A 16320-nucleotide genomic window follows, 5' to 3' on the forward strand; every position below is an offset into this window, starting at 1 on the left:
GTGTAAAAAAATGCGTTAACTTTCGTTCCATAATTGGGTTCCATCCATTTTAGCAATCGAGCGCTTTTGCGTTCTGCCAAAGTTAAAGCTGCGGGTGCGCAACTCGTATCCTTCGTCTTCCAAAGGCAGCAGCGTTTTCCATTTTTTCACGGTATAGGCTGGATATCCGGGGCGGTTCATAGCGATTAAGATCATATCATTGTGCAACATATTCAGGCATTCACCAAGTTTCATAGTTAAGCCCCCTTCCATGTAAAGGATCGCTACTTTGTGCGGCAAAATGGACAGCCCGCCACAATAACGGCTGCAAACACGACTGCTGCACGCAAGCTGAATGGAAGTAGCGTGTAACTCATCATTACCCGCCTGCTTATATTTTGAGTGAATCGCTTTAAAATTGCAAAGCAAAATCGTCGGCACTATACTGTTCGGCAAGACTAGCCGCTAAACCAAACAACGTATTGAACAGATTGCCATACAGTCATCTATACATAGCAAGCTACATTACATAGTCAATAAAGGATCGTGAATAAAGAATTGTGAATAAAGGAACCGCATGGAGTAAACGTAGTCCTACGCACAAAAGATTACAAAACGTATCGGTGCACATCATTGCTGTCGCTTGTTTGTTTAATAGAAAATATTAGATATAGATGCAGATAGAATGCGTATAAAAGTGCTGTTGGACATTGTACATCGATAGCAGCCACAAATCGCAAAAGAGGCAATATGCACAAAAACCCCTGCCGCAAACCTGTGACAGGCAGACAGCAGAGGTGATTTCACATGCGATTTATTCGATTTTGCTCCATTTTGCATGAACATTTATACGCTATCTTCCGGCAAATGCCTATGCGGATATACAACTTATTCATCCGGCAAATGTAGCAAATGCTTGATCGTCGTAGTCGAAGTAACGTTCAGGCGTGGCAAATACATCGGATCATCGCCCGGATGCACAAAGCCAGGACGTACAGTAAATGCCATCCGGTAGCCGTTGCGTTTTAGATCATACACCATCTGTGGATCGTATTCGCCATATGGATACGCAAAATAAGGGGTATTAATGCCGGTTTTACTTTTCATCAGCCCGATATCGTGTATGAATCTTGTACTGTCTTTACCAGCGGCGTAATATTCAGCGCATTGCACAAGCCGTTTGTAATGCAAATTGTACGTATGGCTATTGTACGTAAACACATCGCTTGTCGCTTTCATTTCCGGGCGTGAAATGGTCGTTTTGGCAGTCGGAATGAATTTCTGCTTCTGCTCGCTTAGCTTGGTGCCGACGATAAAAATGTTCGCTTTAAAGCCATACTTTTTCAGCACCGGATAAGCGTAGATGACATTGTTCTGGTACCCGTCGTCAAATGTGAGCACGACCGTCTTTTCCGGCAACTGAATTTCGCCTCTTACATATTGCTCCAGCTCTTTTAATGTGGCGGTATGATAGCCTTCATCGTGCAAATATTTCATGCCTGCTTCAAACGCTTCCAGATTGATGCGCGCATTGTTTGGCTCGATATTGTATTTTTGCGGTACGACATAATGATACATTAGCACAGCGATATGATTCGCTTTGCCAGCAGGAGCTGTTTTTAAATGGACAGATTTGGAAGCGGCAGCGACATTGGCAGCATCTTCCGGCACTTCGCCATTTAATGTTTTGAACAGATCATCGGTCATATTATAGGTTGCTCGGCACGTTTCGTATGAAAAGGCAGAGGCATGCGGATATTTCATGCTCAGTACATAAAAGGTAATGACAAAAGCGATCGCAACATAGAGCATGACGATAATCATATTACGGATGCGTCTGAACGACATATCTTCATAGGCTCCTTTACAAACAAGATAAGATGTAAGCTGCTGACATGTACAATAGACACGAACGAAAGCAGCTTGATTGCCAGGCAACGGTAAGCAGATTGGCGTTGTTTCATGACGGGCGAAGCGGTATGTATCGCAAACAAGCTTGGTGTGTACCCTTCGGCAGCATTGCAACACCATACGGTGAAACGATGGACTTATGTATAACATCGGACAGATTTAAATGAAATATTATGTTACTAAAGAATCATATGCGTATAGTAGAGCAGGAATATTGGCTTATGTGACATTTGGAATGGTATAAAAAGAGACGCCTGCGCAGGCGTCTCATGAGCGTGGAACAGCTATTCAAGCGAGCATAGAGCGCACATAGGTTACGATCGTTTTATAAAAAATACAATGTTCATCTATTTTCCCAATTACTTGGGCATTGCGATGATTGAGATCAAGCGATTTGACCTGATCTGTATACACATAGCCTGTTAATTCAGAATCATGATGACGTTTAATCGTTATGCCAGGTGGTACTTGGACATGAAACGGATAATGACGTCCGGTATTGCTGATCGGTACAATAATGGCAAAAAAACTGTTAGTTGGATCGATAAGACCATCGGAGAGAACGATACCGGGTCTTCTCCCGGCTTGTTCATTGCCAGATTGAGGAGAGAAATCAAGCAGTACAATGCTTCCGCGTTCAATAGCACCTTGAATAGCCATTATAAATGTTCATCTCCTACACAATCGGCAAACAGCTCTTGCATCGTTTCTGAACCCGGCTTAGTTCCGCTTCGCAATCGTAAAAATAGCGCTCGCAACGCTTCCTGATCATCGGCTTCTGGAAAAACAGGTGTGATCACAATCTGATTATCTTTATGTTCAATCCGTACTTCAGTTCCGTCTACAAATTCCAGACTTTTGGCGATATCGGTTGGAATGCGTACAGCTAGGCTATTGCCCCATTTTTTTATCGTTGATGTGACCATTATCTATACCTCCTATTCAAGCGTGCTTTGTACAGAAAACGTAGAAATTGAAGTGAGAAAATAAAATAAGATGTGTGCATAGGTAGACCTATATTGCGAATGATGGATATGCATCATAGTATACTATATTCCTTCATATTAGTATATACAAAGTATATACATTAAATTTTGTACATATAACCGATACACCTGATGAATACGAGCCGGTTAGCATGCTATAGTGATGCAGCAAAAAAACGACAACTCCCCCTATACTATAGGGAATTGTCGTTAGCGAAAGCTTGTCTGGATCGTATGAATTTGAAGTGCGATCATCGAATCTAACTACCCAAGCAGGCGTTTAAATTTGTGCAAATCGGAAGAATGTTATAGCCTCATAGCAACGATGACATAACCGATGCAGTTGTTACACAGATAGCGCCCCATCTGTCCAGGCAACGACATTAAAACATCGTATTATTGTTTGCTGGCTGTTCCGGTACCGGTTGGCTCAGTGTCCATAGCGCCGCAATTTGACCATTTTTTATTTGGAAAAGCTGAATGACCGCCTGTCCGCGCTCGGTGGCGTTGGCTTGCATATGGCTATATACGAGCACTAGATCACCTTCAGCGATCGTATGGACAGCGGTTGCTTTGCTGTCCGGATTGGCGCGGAAATCGGTCAAATAGTGGCTGACGAGCGCTTTACGTCCATTTGGAATGTCTAAGCCGTATTGCTCCACATTGTCACTGACCGCATCATTGGCAATATCGGTATTATGCTGCACGAAAAATGTAGCAAAGAAATTGTCGACAAAGCTGGCATTGGCGGCAACGGTCGCACGAGCGGTCGCTGCCAGCTCTGCTTTGGCGGATAGAGCAGGCAGTTTGTCCGGTGTTAATGCGTTTGTGGTATTTGGTTCGATTTCCCAATGCTCTACAATCTGGTTGTTGCTAATCCGATACAGCTCGACAAACATAGCGGTATTGGCTGCCGAATTGCTGCCAGAGTTGCCAGCAGTTGTCGTTGTTTCGCTGCTGCTTGTTGCTGTACTGGATGATGAGTTTGTCGCAGCCCCGTGTTCAATCCCGCCGTTACCAAACACAGCGACCAGATCGCCTTGTCCGATCATACCGAGCAGATTGACTTTGAAATCAGGATAACGTTTGAAAATGGACGTATAGAGCGAAGTGAAGTTGTCCCGTCCATTTTCCATATACGGATTATGTTCGATATAACTCTGTCCAATGTATTGATTCACCTTATCGATCTGATGACCGTTAAAAACATCCTGATACAAACCGAGCACAATCTGCTTATTGGCAATAATATGCGCTTCTTCAGCGGATGGCGTGCTTGCCGTTGTAGTCGTTTCGGTTCCACTAGGTGCAGTATTGCCAGAATTTTCGCTCGTTTCCGGCGTTGTTGTTGGTGTGGTAGTTGAAGTGGGATTGCCTGTGCAGGCAGACAGAATTGCGATCAGCATCAAACTTACTACTAAAAGACAGTATTTTTTCATCATAAGCATGCTCCTTTAAATTCGATAAGTAGTGTACGCGCGCATTTGTTATGAGCCTGTCCGTGGTAGGATGTCACCTTCTTTCGTTTATATAACTATATTGTACAAGTGTGAATGAACATCGTATAGCGAAGGTCGATCGTTGATAGCTCTGACAGGAATTGTCAAGTGATGCTCGCTGCTTTCTGTAATGAAGCGATAGCGGACATCGTTGTACATAGACGAATCGCTATTGGAATAGGGGAAGCGCTCTTATGTATAAAGACGATTAGGTGACGATAGAGGTTGCAACGTGAAAAGGATAAGATGACACGTAAATTAAGCTGGCTATCCTATTATGTGCAACGCCAACGCGCACGAATAAGTATGACAGTGTAACAGGAACAATGGTAAGCGGTATGCCAAAAACAGCCACCCCAATCTGTGCCAGGCGGCACATCTGCAAGTGGCTGTTTTAGTTTGCTTATGCAAATATAGATAGTCAAACAGAAGATGATCACTAGCGAACGCGCACATAGCTTTAGTTATGCTCAAATTGCTGCGAGCGATCCGTTTATATCACACGCTCAACGGCGCATAAAAATAAACTTTTGCCCCAACACACCGATCACACACAAACCGAGACTCAGCCAGGGCGAGATGACAACGACCGGCATAATACGGCGCAAATAAGTACCGACCACAATAATGGCGACCAAAATGATTAAATAGGTCGCGACAGAACGCATATTAATCTGCATACGCGGACGATCAAGCTCGCTTTTCTCAGCAGGTTGATTGGCGACACGCATCACCAGTTCAACTAGCACAATCGCACCAGCAGCTACGAGTATGAGCGTGGACAGACTCATTTCGCCCACAACGCCTGTGCCGCTAATATTGATTTTGAAAAAGCCTGCTAGCGCTTGCAACAAAAACACCCATGTGAGCGCTACCCAGACAATCATCACATAATACATCGGTTTGCTAAGTTGTCTGCGCTCCGGCAAGTTCTCGATCAGTTGCCCAGCGTACATATCGGAATCTTTGGCAAATAATTGTTCGGCGGATTGACCGCGCTTTTGCGCTTCCAGCAGGTGTTGGCCCATTTCAAACAATAATTCTTCCCCGGACTGGCGCTCAATGCGTGCATCGCGCACATGCACGATCACATCATCGTAATAGTTAAGATTTTCCTGGTTAAGCTGGTCACGAATACTGTTAATATCTCGTACCAGATGACGTACGGTGCTCATCGCCATATTCCCCTTTCATATTGGTATCGGTAGTATGAGTATCAATGAATGGCATGGACATCAAGCGACATGCCTGTACTCCGGTCGACACTATGTTTATATTCGCTATTACCCAGCTCTGAATGACTTCGATAACCGTCTAACTAATAACGGATTATAGGTGCTGGAAGACAAGCAGATCGTGCTGCTGCACATCGATCGGAAATCTCTATTTTGACACACTTTGAGCACATTGACAATTGATCTGGCGCAGTGATAATATAAGATCATTATAATACTTACTAATCTTATCGGAATTATTTAATTTTAAAATAGGCGTTACAAATAAAGTATACATTGCACAGAAATATCGCTTTTTAAGGAGGAGTTCACGATGGAACGCAATATTACAATTCGTCATCATGAGGTCGATCTGGCTGCCAGCATTCATTATCCGGTTGCCGACCATAAGCCGGAAGGCAAAGGGAAAGGACGAACTCCGTTGATCGTGATCTGTCACGGCTTCATCGGCAACCGGATCGGTACGGATCGTTTATTCGTCCAAAGCGCTCGCAAGCTGGCTGGCGAAGGTTATATGGTTGTTCGTTTCGATTATACAGGCTGTGGCGAAAGTACAGGCGAATACGGACAGCAAGGGCTGGAATCGATGGTGGAACAGACGCGGACTATTTTGGATTATGTGATGAACTGCAATGATATCGATCCGACACGGGTAACTTTGCTTGGGCATAGTCTGGGCGGGGCGGTAGCGATTTTGACCGCAGTTCGTGATCGCCGTGTAAATCATCTCGTGTTATGGTCGCCGGTCGGTCATCCGTTTAATGATATCGTCAAAATCGTCGGTAGAGAAACGTACGATCAGGCGGTGCTGGAAGGGGAAGCGGATTATCTTGGCTATAGCTTTGCGCCGGAATATTTTGAGTCACTCGGTCATTTTCAGCCGTTTCAGGAGGCGCGCCGTTTTCAGGGAGATGTGCTAGTGATTCACGGTACGGGCGATGATGTCATTCCGGTCGATTATGCCTTTTTGTATCAAAAGGAGTTTTGGACGCGTACGGAAGGGCGTTGCGATAAAGAAATTATTTTCCAAGCGGATCATACGTATTCCTCCGGTCCACATCGCCATGAACTGTTAGAGCATACATCCGAGTGGCTGTCGGAGCGTAAAGCAGCGCAAACGCAATGGCAGCACTGGATGATCTGATCGCTGACTCGCTGTAATCCTATCTTTATAAAAGTCGGCTTTGAATATGTGTAAACCTGTTCATGCATAAGCGATCAGCACATACACGTACCTGAATTTATGTTATTATTGCTTGCGCACAAACGTGTTTACGTACATGCAAACGTAATTTTTATTTGAGATATTTGAGACAGCTTACTAGCTTAGGGTATAATGTGCATCATCGATCGAGTATATTTTGCCAAACTGTAGTGTGCGTGGTATGGTAATGAAACAGATGTGCAATAATGTTGGATGATGCTATGTCTACATGCGTACGATTAAGCTTTAGCAGACAACGGCTATTGTATACGTTCATCAATGTATAGTTTGGATTGATGAAGTAACGATTCATAATGACCCGGCAATACGGCAAAGGCTGTATAGCGCGGTAGCAATTTCACTAGGGGAGCCTTAACGGCTGAGACGGAAGTGTATTCCGGACCCTTGGAACCTGATCTGGATCATACCAGCGGAGGGAAGTGGAAGACAACTATTCATTCAAGCTTATGTGGCAGTCGATCGTACTGTCGCAGCGATAGCGAACGGATACGACCCACTTTTCTCTTGTTTACGGGAGATCGGTGGGTTTTTTTGTTGTACTGGGCGCGTTTGCGTATGAATTGAGGGAGGGAATGGAGATGTCATTTTTGCAGCATGTACGTAGCATCAATCCGCTCGTGCACAATATTACGAATGTGGTCGTGACTAATTTTACCGCCAATGGGTTACTTGCATTGGGCGCGTCGCCTTTTATGGCGTATGCGCACGAAGAAGTGGCGGACGTGGCGGCGATGGCAGGTGCAGTCATGCTCAATATGGGCACACTTGATCCATATACGGTGCAATCGATCAAGCTGGCAGGGCAAGCCGCCAATGCGGCAGGGGTGCCGGTCGTGTTTGATCCGGTCGGTGCGGGGGCAACGGTGTATCGTACCACATCCGCGCACGAGATTATCGCAGCAGTAAACGTGGATATATTGCGCGGCAATGTAGCTGAAGTGGCGCATGTGATCGGTGAACAGTGGCAAATTAAAGGCGTCGATGCAGGTGGAGGAGCTGGCGATCGTACAGAGCTGGCAGTGCGTGCAGCCCAAAAGCTTGGCTGTATCGTCGTCATTACCGGGCAGCAAGATATCATTACCGATGGTGTGCAGGTGAATACGGTCGGTAATGGACATGCGCTGTTAACCCAAGTAACTGGAGCAGGCTGTCTGCTCAGCTCGGTCGTGGCTGCTTTTGCAGCGGTAACGCCACGGGCACAACAGCGCTTAGAAGCGGTGACCGAAGCGGTAGCTTATTATGGTCTAGCTGCCGAGCTGGCGGCGATCGATGCAGGCGGGCAAGGGACAGGTAGCTTTCAAAACGCCTTTTTGAATCGCTTATCGACGATTACGCCAGAACAGGTGGACGGCAACAGCCGCATTCAGCATCATCTGTATCCGGCTCACGAAACGAAGTAAAGAGCGGAACTGCGCGAAGATGATCTGCTCGAAGCGAAAGTTTACAACGATCCATTTATGACGCAAACGATCCATTAGCTGCACGGTCAATCCCATTCATCAGCGGATGTGTTCAAATTGTTTTACAGGCAATTCAATGCGGTTGCTTTTCATGACAGTCGGTTATACATGTCGCTCATTATACTTAAAACACGATCATTTCCGCCGATGAAAAGATGAGCATAACGAGATTGGAAAACATTACCGAGCACAGTCGGCACAACATTAGAGCAAAGGAGTGAACGATAATGAACATCTCGCAAGCGTTAACGATTGCCGGTTCGGATAGTGGAGGCGGTGCTGGCATACAAGCTGATTTGAAAACATTTCAAGAGTTGGGCGTATACGGTATGTCTGTAATTACAGCAGTCACCGCGCAAAATACGGCAGGTGTGCAAGGCGTCTATCCGGTAGAGCTAGCAGGCATTGGGCAGCAGTTGCATTCTATCGGTAACGATCTTAACCCGGTAGCCGTCAAAACGGGCATGTTATTTAGCGCCGACATTATTCGTGAAGTTGCCGCAGCGGTGCGCACGTATAAATGGCACACACTCGTCATCGATCCGGTTATGGTCGCTAAAGGTGGTTCGGTATTGCTGCAACAGCAGGCGGTGCAGGCGCTTATTGCCGAGCTGTTACCGCTGGCGGCGGTAGTTACGCCCAATGTGCCGGAAGCGGAGCTGCTAATCGGTAGCCGTATCCGTACGCTAGCTGAACGCGAGCAGGCAGCTGTTCAACTGGTCGATATGGGCGCACGGGCGGTCGTAGTCAAAGGTGGTCATGATCTGACAACGGCGCAAGCGATCGATGTGCTGTATGACGGACAACATGTTCATTATGTGGAAGGACGGCGCATCGATACACCGCATACACATGGAACAGGCTGTACATATTCGGCAGCCATTACCGCTGAGCTGGCGAAAGGCAGCGATGTGTTGACAGCGGTGCAAACGGCTAAAGCATTTGTGCATGCTGCGATTGAGGATGGGCTTGGAATCGGCTCGGTGCATGGGCCAACGAATCATTTTGCCTATCGATTGCGGGGGGCGATCAGATCATGAATAAACATAATGGAGCAGACGTGCATGACGATACGAGTTTAGCGAGTATGCCGACAGCAGGTACAGCAGCACGTCACTACTGGATGCGTCAGCAGCTAAAATTGTATTTGGTGATGGGCAGCATCAACTGTACAGCAGCACCGGAACAGGTGTTACGGCAGGCGATCGCTGGCGGAATTACGATGTTTCAATATCGGGAAAAAGGCGACGGCGCACGCACCGGTCAAGCGGCAGCGGAACTCGCCCGGCGTTTGCAAAACATTTGCCGTCAACATAGCATTCCGTTTATCGTGAATGATGATCTGGAACTGGCGTTATCGCTGCAAGCCGACGGTATCCATGTCGGGCAAAGTGATCTGCCTGCCTCACTCATTCGTGAGCAGCTTGGAACCGATAAAATTGTCGGCGTTTCCGCGCATTCTCTGACCGAAGCGAGCTGTGCGATTGCGGCGGGAGCCGATTATTTGGGCATCGGGCCGATTTATCCGACTCGCTCCAAAGCGGATGCGGAACCAGTGCGTGGCACGGCGGTTATCGAACAGCTGCGCCATGCTGGAATGACGCTGCCGCTTGTCGGCATTGGCGGAATTGATACGTCCAATGCCGCCGCTGTTGTGGAGTCAGGTGCGGATGGAGTTGCGGTCATCTCCTCCATCGCTGGACAGAGCGACCCAGCGGCGGCAGCTACAGCGCTGGCAAGGCTCGTATAATGGATGGGTACAAGGATTATTTTTAGCATATAGTGCAGCAAATGAAAGCTAGACAGGGAAAAGTTTATGTTTGAAGTGACACCGTTGAGCTGTCTATCCCTATCCCAAAGAGCGAATGTACAGTGGGAAAATGCCTCTGTACATTCGCTCTTTTGTTTACTGATTTTGTCTGGATTTCGTATATTTGAAGCGCAGTAAGCGCAACGTTTTGCCCGGTACGTAGCATTCGCCCTTATTTCATCGGCATTGGGGATACGTTGCATGCGCTGCTTGTGCACGCTGGCGGCAGTACGGATGCATATGCGATTTTACAACGTGGTGGACGCGAGCATCTGGACGAGATTACGAATGCAAGTGCTCCATTTTGGCGCGATGCCAGCCGCAAAGCTCCGCATAATTTGTATACGAACGAGATCAAGCTCCGCCAGGCTGCTGCGAAAAAAGGCTATGCTGAAACGGTGAACATCCCGACGTTTCCGTTTCTGCCAGCAACATCGAATCAAGCTCACACGCCCGATGTGTCTAGACGCACAACCGGTCAATCCGCAACAGAGAATAGTAGTACTACGGCAATAACAGGAGCTGGTACAACAACAAAGTCAGCGACCGCTATCGAATCAAACCATCCAATGGTAGCGACTAGCCAACAACCGGTTCAGCAAACGAATGAGCTGTCTACCAAACCGTCTACTCCCTCTGGCACTAATGATGTACCAATGACACCAACTACCGACACCGCCAACCAGATCGAACTGCGTTTTCTGCTGCAAAGCTACAAAGTCGGCTATGTATATAACGGGATGACAAGATTGTACACACGCCAAATTAACGGCAAAGATCATATCGATCGGAACGATAACAAGCCATTAACCGCTGCCAATGTGATCGTGCTTGCTGGCAGCTATAAAGTGCTGGATCATATCGGACGGCTGAGCTTGAATATTGATGCTGGCGGGAAAGCGCTATTGTTCCAACAGGGCAAGATCGTGCGCGACGAATGGAAACATGCGGCAGGCGATGCGATACGCTTTTACAGTGGCGGCAAAGAAATGCCGCTCGTAATCGGAACGACCTATTATACTATCGTGCCTGACACAGTATCGTTTTACAGTCATCTAACAATAGACGGAGAAAAATGGGACTAAATTGGGTATAAAAACCATTTTCTGGTGTAATAGGTAGCAGGTAGCCCTATTTTGTATGAATTTTGTGTGAGAATTGTGAATCATTTCATAAGCTATTCTTTACAAAATGGTACACGGATTGATAAGATAACAAAGGTTGTGATCAACGCCAGATTTGTGTTTAAAATGCATTTTGTCGACAAAGTTCGGCACAATTGTGAAAAGGGGTTAGAGAAATGCGTATTAAAAAGAAGGATATCTTTTTTGAGACGCTGGAGAATATGGCGGATACGATCGTACAGGCCGCAGATTACTTCGCTGAACAAATTGCGAGCCTGCAAGATATTCCACAATTCACCAAAACGATGAAAGACTATGAAAACAAGTGCGATTCGTATACCCATACGATTATTACTGAGTTGAATAAAACATTCATCACACCGCTAGATCGTGATGATATTATGGATTTGACGACAACGATGGACGATGTGATGGACGGTATGGAGGCATGTGCTTCCCGTTTTGATATGTATCATATGAGTACACCGGACAAGCACATTATTCGTTTTGCTGCTATTTTGCGCGAATGTGCATTTGAAATTCATAAAGCGATTCACCTGCTCTCCCAGAAAAAGCTGCTGGCGATTCGTGAACATACGATTCGTCTGAACGATCTGGAAAATCAAGGCGATGATTTGATGCGCGATTGCATTAGAGAACTGTTCGCTACGATCAAAGACCCGATCGAGCTAATCAAACGCAAAGAAATCTACGAACGTCTGGAGTCGACGACCGACGCCTGCGAAGACGTAGCCAATATGCTGGAATCGATCATCATGAGTAACTCCTGATGACGGACAGGAAACCGAACCGACATGTGCAAGGCAGGTTCGTTTTTCTTTTGCCGCCAGAACGTTATGAAACGAGCTATATGTACAGTATAAACAGGTGCCAATAGCGTAATTTGACGCAAACGAACCGCAGCGAACGATTTGGAAAGACGTTTGAAGACACGCCTTAGTGCGCTACACTAACTATGCGATTTTATATTGCAGTATGCAGTATATAGTATAGCTCGGTACGTCCCAATCCATCATTACAGAAGCTGATGATTTTGCGGCATGCAAAATCACACGATATTAAGGAGGTAGTGTCGTCCGGCCCCGCAGGAGTGGGGGAACAACCGGATGACGAATGATTATGGTAGAAACCTCATTACTGGTGCTCGGTATCGTTGTATTTCTAGCGCTTGCCTTTGACTTTATTAATGGTTTCCATGATACAGCCAATGCGATCGCCACTTCGGTATCCACACGAGCATTGCCACCGCGTACCGCAGTTCTGATGGCAGCCATCATGAACTTTATCGGTGCGCTCACATTTACCGGTGTTGCCAAGACGATCGGGGGAAGCGTTGCCGATCCAGCCAAGCTGGACAACGGGATCGAGATCGTAATTGCGACGCTAATTGCAGCGATTATCTGGAATTTGGCAACATGGTGGTTCGGCATTCCGTCCTCGTCTTCGCACGCATTGATCGGTGCACTTGCCGGTGCGGTATTTGTCGGCGCAGGTTCCAGTTCGGTAAATTGGAGCGGCTTTATCAAAATCGTAGAAGGTTTGCTGTTGTCGCCGCTAATTGCATTTGTAGTCGGTTTTATCGTAATGAACATTTTAAAATGGATTTTTGCCAAACGCAGCCCGCATAGCGTGAACAAAGGTTTTCGTTCATTACAGGTGTTGACAGCAGCATTGCAGTCATTTTCGCACGGAACGAACGATGCGCAAAAAGCGATGGGAATTATTACATTTGCGCTCGTCGCCGCTGGTGTGCAGGATCATTTGGAAGTACCGCTATGGGTGAAAATTTCTGCGGCGACCGCGATGGCACTCGGTACATCGGTCGGTGGTTGGAAAATCATCAAAACGATGGGCACCAAAATTTTCAAAATTGAGCCGATTAACGGTTTTGCGGCAGATGCAACGTCAGCTACCGTTATTTTCACTGCCACATTAACACATTTACCAGTCAGTACGACCCATGCTGTAACGTCCGCCATTCTCGGTGTCGGCGCCGCCAAACGTTTCCGTGAAGTTAAATGGGGACTTGCCGGTCGGATCGTGATGGCTTGGATTATTACAATTCCAATCGCAGCAGTGCTGGCAGGACTTTTATACAAATTGTTGTTCGATCTGTTTTAATGAGCAAGCGGTCAGTAGCATCGTACACATCAGTGTGATCAAACCGGATAGGATTGGAACGAATACGTAAACTTCACTTCTCCGCCGTTGCACGATAACGGCGGTTTTTTTATATGTTTTATGTTTTGGGCTACAAGTTCATACTTGCCTAGTAACCGATCGTTGTGCGGATTGTGTATCCAGTTCAAGCTCTGATTCAAGTGCAATGCGATATATAGCTCATCATCGTTGACAGAGACGTTGCGATTGAACATAGCAACTACCCTGTTGCAATTCGATCCGAGCGGTTTATTTATGATATACTCGCGACAGATTCATACGTTGGAATGATGAATTTACGGAAAAGAGGGCGAAACTGTTGATACGTATACTCGGCATTACAGCAGAACACCAAATTGTAGAAAATGTTCCAGTAGAGGATGTTCATTCCGACGACTATGTATGGTGCTGGGTCGATTTTAACGAGCCGACGACCGAAGAAGCCGAACTGTTGAGCAGCTTCTTTCATTTTCATCCGCTGGCGATTGAAGATTGTATGCATTTATTGCAGCGTCCCAAAATGGATTATTATGGAGAAACCCAGTTTCTCGTTTTGCATACCGTCCAGCGCGATACATTAAATGCGGACGAAGTCGATCTGTTTATTAGCGAGCGTTTGATCGTCTCGTTTCATAAACAATATCAACGTGAAGTGGAGATGGCATGGGAACGTGTGCTAAGCTATCGCACAACGAAACGCCCGGTTTGGATGCGCGGCCCGATTGCGGTCGCCTACCTAATTATCGACAAAATTGTCGATGAATACTTTCCATGTGTGTTTGATATTGAAGATGAGCTGGACACGCTGGAAAATATCGGGCCGAACGAAGCGGTCGATGAGCTGCTGACTCAGGTGTTCGCTTTGCGTTCCAGACTGCTTAAATTGCGGCGGACGATAATACCGATGCGCGATTTGATGTACCGGATCATTAATTCCCAGCATATTCAGCAGGTGGATGAGCATCATTCGTATTTTGGCGATATTTATGATCATCTGCTCAAGCTGTCCGATATGATCGAGTCGGATCGTGAGATGACATCGGATTTGCGGGACAGTTATATTTCGCTCAATTCCAACCGGATGAATAGCATTATGAAAACATTAACCGTCATCACGACCGTATTTATGCCGCTCACCTTAATCGTAGGCATTTACGGAATGAACTTTGAAAATATGCCGGAGCTGCACTGGAAATATGGCTATTTTGCGGTGCTGATCTTTATGGCGCTATTGAGTGCAGGCATGATGATCGCCTTTAAAAAACGCGGCTGGTTTAAGTGAAATGGTGGATGAAGATAGCTTATACATGGATAGTGAATGTAGCGGCATCACGATGAATAGGGATAGAACACCGTTTTCCCTAGCACCCAAACGATTATTTGCTTACCGCCGATTGCCTGCAAATCGCTGTAAACGAGCATACAACCAAGCAGGCTTTACCGCTAAACGATCGGCTAATTATAAATAATAGTGCAAACTTTTCACTATCATTTCCACTAGGTTATGTTGTGCCAGCATATAAGCTCTTACACAATCATGTCCATATGAGGCACAATACCATTGGTAATCGGTTGATTAACGAATTAGCCGTTAGCTCGTTAATAGCTGAATATATAGTCATATATCTATTTCCAGTCATTGTCCACGCCTCAAACACATCGCTTGAAAATGAACGATCGTCCATTTTCATTTTCAGCGCAGCTTTAACGCTGTGACACCGGATCGTCAGAACGTTGTCATTCTGCAATACTGTACATCGTTAACGCTTGAAAAAACAAATGGTAATCTATACAATGAAGGTACATTAACCGTAGTAGGGGATGATCTAATCGTGCAACTTAAAAAACTTGATGATAAAAGCGTTGACCAATTATTTGAAGCGATTCTGACACTGAAGAATCTGGAAGAATGTTATATATTTTTCGATGATCTGTGCACTGTCAATGAAATTCAATCACTGTCTCAGCGTCTGGAAGTGGCACGCATGCTTGGTAAAGGAGCGACATACAATCAGATTGAAGCGGAGACTGGTGCGAGTACGGCAACGATCTCGCGCGTCAAACGCTGCCTGAACTATGGCAATGACGGCTACAAAATGACGCTGGAGCGTCTGGGGCGATAAATGATGAGCAAACCGGGGATATTGATCATTAGTCATGGATCGCCGGAATCGGAATGGATGCATTGGATCGATGAAGCGGTCGCAGGCACATCTTTTCCGGCACAACTGCCTGTATACAGCAGCTATCTGGACAATGTACCAGGCAGATTAATACAGGACGGAATTGATGAGCTGGAACGACAAGGGGTAACCGATCTGCTGGTTATCCCCCTGTTTGTATCTTCCGGCAGTACACATATCGACGAAATATCGTATGCGTTAGGCGTCAAACCAGCGCCGGACAAAGAAACGGAACTGGCACCTTTTCGTATTACCGCAAACGTTCATTTTGGCGATCCGGTCGATGATGATGAAGATATCGCATTTATGCTGTGGGATAAAATAAAGCATTTGTCAAAACAACCAACGCGTGAAGTCGTGCTCATCGTCGGTCATGGCAGCATTCATGCTGGCTTTTTGCAGCGCTGGGTCAAAGGCATCGCTTCGTTATCAAGACGGGTCGGAGCGATTAGTGGCACCGCCTATGCAGACTATGCACTGCTGAATCCGGACAGCCTGACACTAAAGACGAGAAAGTGGACGCAGCGTGGCTATCGGGTGTTGGTGGCACCGCTCTTTTTGAGTCGTGGGTATTTCCTGAACACCGTGATTCCCCGTCGTCTGGACGGGTTAAGTCATCAATATGCCGGTGAAGCGCTATTGCCGCATCCACGGTTGTCGCATTGGATGGAACGTCAAGTCGATAGGCTGCTGGAACAGATGACCGTATCCCAATAAAACATAGCGG

General features: G+C 46.4%; 16 protein-coding genes and 1 riboswitch. Of the genes, 10 read left to right on the forward strand and 6 right to left on the reverse strand.

Annotation, left to right across the window (positions count from 1 at the left end; translation table 11 throughout):
- Positions 1-15: 15 nt before the first annotated feature.
- From U1I11_RS13525 to U1I11_RS13550, 6 genes are all read right to left on the reverse strand, one after another.
- Positions 16-234 (reverse strand): hypothetical protein, encoded by a 219-nt coding sequence (locus U1I11_RS13525; protein WP_322906660.1) that lies wholly within the window; start codon positions 232-234, stop codon positions 16-18.
- Between the two features lie 633 nt (positions 235-867).
- The gene (locus tag U1I11_RS13530) at positions 868-1827 is read right to left on the reverse strand and encodes a polysaccharide deacetylase family protein (RefSeq protein ID WP_322906661.1); all 960 of its coding nucleotides are present in this window, start codon (positions 1825-1827) and stop codon (positions 868-870) included.
- Positions 1828-2178: 351 nt separating this feature from the next.
- Positions 2179-2550: a type II toxin-antitoxin system PemK/MazF family toxin gene (locus U1I11_RS13535; protein ID WP_322906662.1), complete on the reverse strand. Its 372-nt coding sequence runs from the start codon at positions 2548-2550 to the stop codon at positions 2179-2181.
- On the reverse strand, positions 2550-2816 hold the full coding sequence (locus tag U1I11_RS13540) for an AbrB/MazE/SpoVT family DNA-binding domain-containing protein (protein WP_322906663.1): 267 nt from the start codon (positions 2814-2816) through the stop codon (positions 2550-2552). Before U1I11_RS13540 ends, U1I11_RS13535 begins: the two co-directional genes overlap by 1 nt.
- Positions 2817-3259: 443 nt before the next feature.
- Positions 3260-4318, reverse strand: coding sequence for a nuclear transport factor 2 family protein (locus U1I11_RS13545; RefSeq protein ID WP_322906664.1), 1059 nt, complete (start codon positions 4316-4318; stop codon positions 3260-3262).
- Between the two features lie 563 nt (positions 4319-4881).
- Complete coding sequence (locus tag U1I11_RS13550; protein ID WP_322906665.1) at positions 4882-5550, reverse strand: DUF1129 family protein; 669 nt, start codon at positions 5548-5550, stop codon at positions 4882-4884.
- A 373-nt stretch (positions 5551-5923) separates the two neighbouring features.
- Here U1I11_RS13550 and U1I11_RS13555 point away from each other — a divergent pair, with 373 nt between their 5' ends.
- The 10 genes from U1I11_RS13555 to U1I11_RS13605 all read left to right on the forward strand — a co-directional run bounded on the left by U1I11_RS13555 (position 5924) and on the right by U1I11_RS13605 (position 16310).
- Positions 5924-6754, forward strand: coding sequence for an alpha/beta hydrolase (locus U1I11_RS13555; RefSeq protein WP_322906666.1), 831 nt, complete (start codon positions 5924-5926; stop codon positions 6752-6754).
- Between the two features lie 413 nt (positions 6755-7167).
- A riboswitch (TPP riboswitch) is annotated at positions 7168-7270 on the forward strand.
- A gap of 143 nt (positions 7271-7413) precedes the next feature.
- The gene (thiM, locus tag U1I11_RS13560) at positions 7414-8235 is read left to right on the forward strand and encodes a hydroxyethylthiazole kinase (RefSeq protein WP_416235514.1); all 822 of its coding nucleotides are present in this window, start codon (positions 7414-7416) and stop codon (positions 8233-8235) included.
- Between the two features lie 287 nt (positions 8236-8522).
- Complete coding sequence (gene thiD / locus U1I11_RS13565; RefSeq protein WP_322906668.1) at positions 8523-9335, forward strand: bifunctional hydroxymethylpyrimidine kinase/phosphomethylpyrimidine kinase; 813 nt, start codon at positions 8523-8525, stop codon at positions 9333-9335.
- 47 nt (positions 9336-9382) lie between these two features.
- Positions 9383-10045, forward strand: coding sequence for a thiamine phosphate synthase (gene thiE / locus U1I11_RS13570; RefSeq protein ID WP_416235517.1), 663 nt, complete (start codon positions 9383-9385; stop codon positions 10043-10045).
- Between the two features lie 257 nt (positions 10046-10302).
- Positions 10303-11190 (forward strand): DUF3048 domain-containing protein, encoded by an 888-nt coding sequence (locus tag U1I11_RS21670; protein WP_416235515.1) that lies wholly within the window; start codon positions 10303-10305, stop codon positions 11188-11190.
- 215 nt (positions 11191-11405) lie between these two features.
- Positions 11406-12020 (forward strand): DUF47 domain-containing protein, encoded by a 615-nt coding sequence (locus tag U1I11_RS13585; RefSeq protein ID WP_322906670.1) that lies wholly within the window; start codon positions 11406-11408, stop codon positions 12018-12020.
- A 349-nt stretch (positions 12021-12369) separates the two neighbouring features.
- Positions 12370-13371 (forward strand): inorganic phosphate transporter, encoded by a 1002-nt coding sequence (locus U1I11_RS13590; RefSeq protein WP_322906891.1) that lies wholly within the window; start codon positions 12370-12372, stop codon positions 13369-13371.
- A gap of 358 nt (positions 13372-13729) precedes the next feature.
- Complete coding sequence (gene corA / locus U1I11_RS13595; RefSeq protein WP_322906671.1) at positions 13730-14692, forward strand: magnesium/cobalt transporter CorA; 963 nt, start codon at positions 13730-13732, stop codon at positions 14690-14692.
- 550 nt (positions 14693-15242) lie between these two features.
- Positions 15243-15533 (forward strand): YerC/YecD family TrpR-related protein, encoded by a 291-nt coding sequence (locus U1I11_RS13600; RefSeq protein WP_188778663.1) that lies wholly within the window; start codon positions 15243-15245, stop codon positions 15531-15533.
- Positions 15534-15536: 3 nt separating this feature from the next.
- Positions 15537-16310 carry a sirohydrochlorin chelatase gene (locus tag U1I11_RS13605; protein ID WP_322906892.1) on the forward strand — a complete coding sequence of 258 codons (774 nt, stop codon included), beginning with the start codon at positions 15537-15539 and terminating at the stop codon, positions 16308-16310.
- Positions 16311-16320: the final 10 nt, after the last annotated feature.

This window comes from Paenibacillus campi (assembly GCF_034659835.1).
In the GTDB taxonomy this organism is placed as follows: domain Bacteria; phylum Bacillota; class Bacilli; order Paenibacillales; family Paenibacillaceae; genus Saccharibacillus; species Saccharibacillus campi.